This window comes from Neisseria sp. HMSC064E01 (genome assembly GCF_001808875.1).
Lineage (GTDB): Bacteria > Pseudomonadota > Gammaproteobacteria > Burkholderiales > Neisseriaceae > Neisseria > Neisseria sicca_A.
Genome location: NZ_KV794855.1, coordinates 1 through 2,034, shown reverse-complemented (window position 1 = coordinate 2,034; position 2,034 = coordinate 1). Strand labels below are relative to the sequence as shown.

The 2,034-nt window shown below is 41.1% G+C and carries 3 protein-coding genes; 1 reads left to right on the top strand and 2 read right to left on the bottom strand.

Features of this window, described 5'->3' with window-relative positions; translation table 11 throughout:
• Nucleotides 1-327: 327 nt before the first annotated feature.
• Nucleotides 328-570, top strand: a complete 243-nt coding sequence (locus tag HMPREF2572_RS00015; RefSeq protein WP_019270614.1) for a hypothetical protein — start codon at nucleotides 328-330, stop codon at nucleotides 568-570.
• Between the two features lie 128 nt (nucleotides 571-698).
• Here the strand turns inward: HMPREF2572_RS00015 and HMPREF2572_RS00010 are convergent, their stop codons facing one another.
• Together HMPREF2572_RS00010 and HMPREF2572_RS00005 are read right to left on the bottom strand one after the other, a co-directional pair.
• The gene (locus HMPREF2572_RS00010) at nucleotides 699-1,088 is read right to left on the bottom strand and encodes a MerR family transcriptional regulator (protein WP_019270613.1); all 390 of its coding nucleotides are present in this window, start codon (nucleotides 1,086-1,088) and stop codon (nucleotides 699-701) included.
• Nucleotides 1,089-1,115: 27 nt separating this feature from the next.
• Nucleotides 1,116-1,883 carry a replication initiation protein gene (locus tag HMPREF2572_RS00005; protein ID WP_019270612.1) on the bottom strand — a complete coding sequence of 256 codons (768 nt, stop codon included), beginning with the start codon at nucleotides 1,881-1,883 and terminating at the stop codon, nucleotides 1,116-1,118.
• Between the last annotated feature and the right edge of the window lie 151 nt (nucleotides 1,884-2,034).

Genomic DNA, 2,034 nt, shown 5'->3' with positions numbered 1-2,034 from the left:
AAAGACAGGATACCCCGTTACTCCCCCTTTTTTTCCCGCCGATGTGATTAGTACGTACCTTTCAGGTGGAATTCAGTACGCGCTTTTTAGGCGGGAAAATATGTGTAGTACGCAGCAGAAATAATGTGCAGTACGCTGCACACTTTCTGCAAAGTACGCACAAAATTTGTGCTCAGTACGCGCATATTGGAATGTACAGTACGCAGCAAAAAAAGGGGGAGTAACGGGGTAATATGGCTAAAAACAGGTTTTGAATGGCGAAGCCAAATGAAGACTTATCCAGAAACAAAATGGGCGCTTATCGCCGAAAACTTAGGAGCTTGAATAATGGGAATGGGATTTTTTGATTATGAGGTAGCATTGGAAATACTTGGTCAGAGCAAACAGCCTTTGGTTTCTGCATTGTTTAACGAGCAGAACAGGGAAAATCCAGATCAGAAACTGATTGCCTTCTTAGAGCAAAAAAAAGCTGCTATCGACGATTTGATGGAAGAACTCGACCCTGACGACGAGTACCTGATTAAGTTGATTCTAAATCCCGAATATACTGTAATGCGGAAGAACGGCTGAACGAACAAAGCCACAGAACGAAAATAAAAAAAGGACAGTAAAGACTGTCCTTTTTAAATCTCTACTTTAATACCATGCAATACCATGATGGCTTTTAAACTGCTTCGTTCCAGCCATGACCATCGCCATTAATCCCCATTTTTAAATATTTGCCACCATTTACGGCGTGGTTTGACCTGTTCCGCAGATGCCTTGTTTTCCAGTAAAAGCATTGCCTGTTTCAGGCTACCTAGATGGTCTTTCAATGCCGCATTTTCAGCTTCCAAAGCAGCTAAACGAACGCGCATATCTGCGACATTTGGCTGTGCATTGTCAGCGACAAGATGTGTCATTGTCGCTGCGACATCTGTGACATTTGTCGCATCTGAAAATGCGCCATAGACCCTTAGAAGCTCCGAAGTATCTAGTCTTTTTCCATTGTCGCACTTGCTTAATTTGCCTGCGACAATGTCGCGCTGTATGGTGCGACGGCTTTTGCCAACCAGTCGAGCGGCTTCACTAATGGATACGAGCGCCATTTTTACTCCAAATCATTCTTCAGGAGGTTAATTTGAGTTTTTATCTCTAAGTATGGGAGCCGTTTCTTGGTCGAAAAGCCCTCCTTGTAGATTTCGCTCAAATTTGAAAAGTAGTGTAGATACTTTACGCCCACGTTTTCGGATCTCCCATTCAATTAACCAGCCGTCTTTTTCTGATAATTCTTTTATTGCTGGCTCAATAACTCTTTTTCTCAGTAATTGGAAATTTGTTTTATAGCTTTCTGTTGCCTCCATAGCATGCCAAAACTCTTCAATGGACATGGAAAGCCAGCCAGAGCCGTCAGCCTTGTCTTTCATTTGCTCAAAAAGTTCAAGTAGCCGCCAAGAATAAATGGACCGCAAAGCGGCTGCTTGTTGTAGCTGGTACTTTGTGAATTCTCTTTCTAGCTCAAAAAGGAAAGGGAAGATGTATTCAGAAAATCTGAATTTAACCAAACCTTCATCTTTAAAATAATCAAAACCTTGAACCCAAATCGTGGTTCGAGTACCAATTTTTTTGCCGTCTGTTATTTGCCAGGATAAGGTACGTTTCATCAATGTGCCTACCGCCCCCTTTAATTCGTTGTAGGCAGTGCGAATGTTTACACCGTAAGTGTCAGCATATTCCTGTGCTGACAACTTGATTTCCCCATTAACACCGCCGAGCTTGGCAATTCCGGCCATCAAAATTCTTTTCTCAACCAAATTCAATGTTTGAGCAGAGCGAACAATGTAGTTTGAAATAACGACATTGTTTGCAGTTAAAGAGACCGTATCTTTAACAACATTAGCCACAAATGAAACTCCTTTAGTACATTTGAAACATGCGCAAATCATGTTTCATTTTAATAAATAAAGCAAGTTTTTTTTTGTTTCATTTGTATCAAACCTGTTTCACTTCGCCTGTGGATTTTGTAGCAAAAATGTTTCAGTAAGTAGCAAAAAT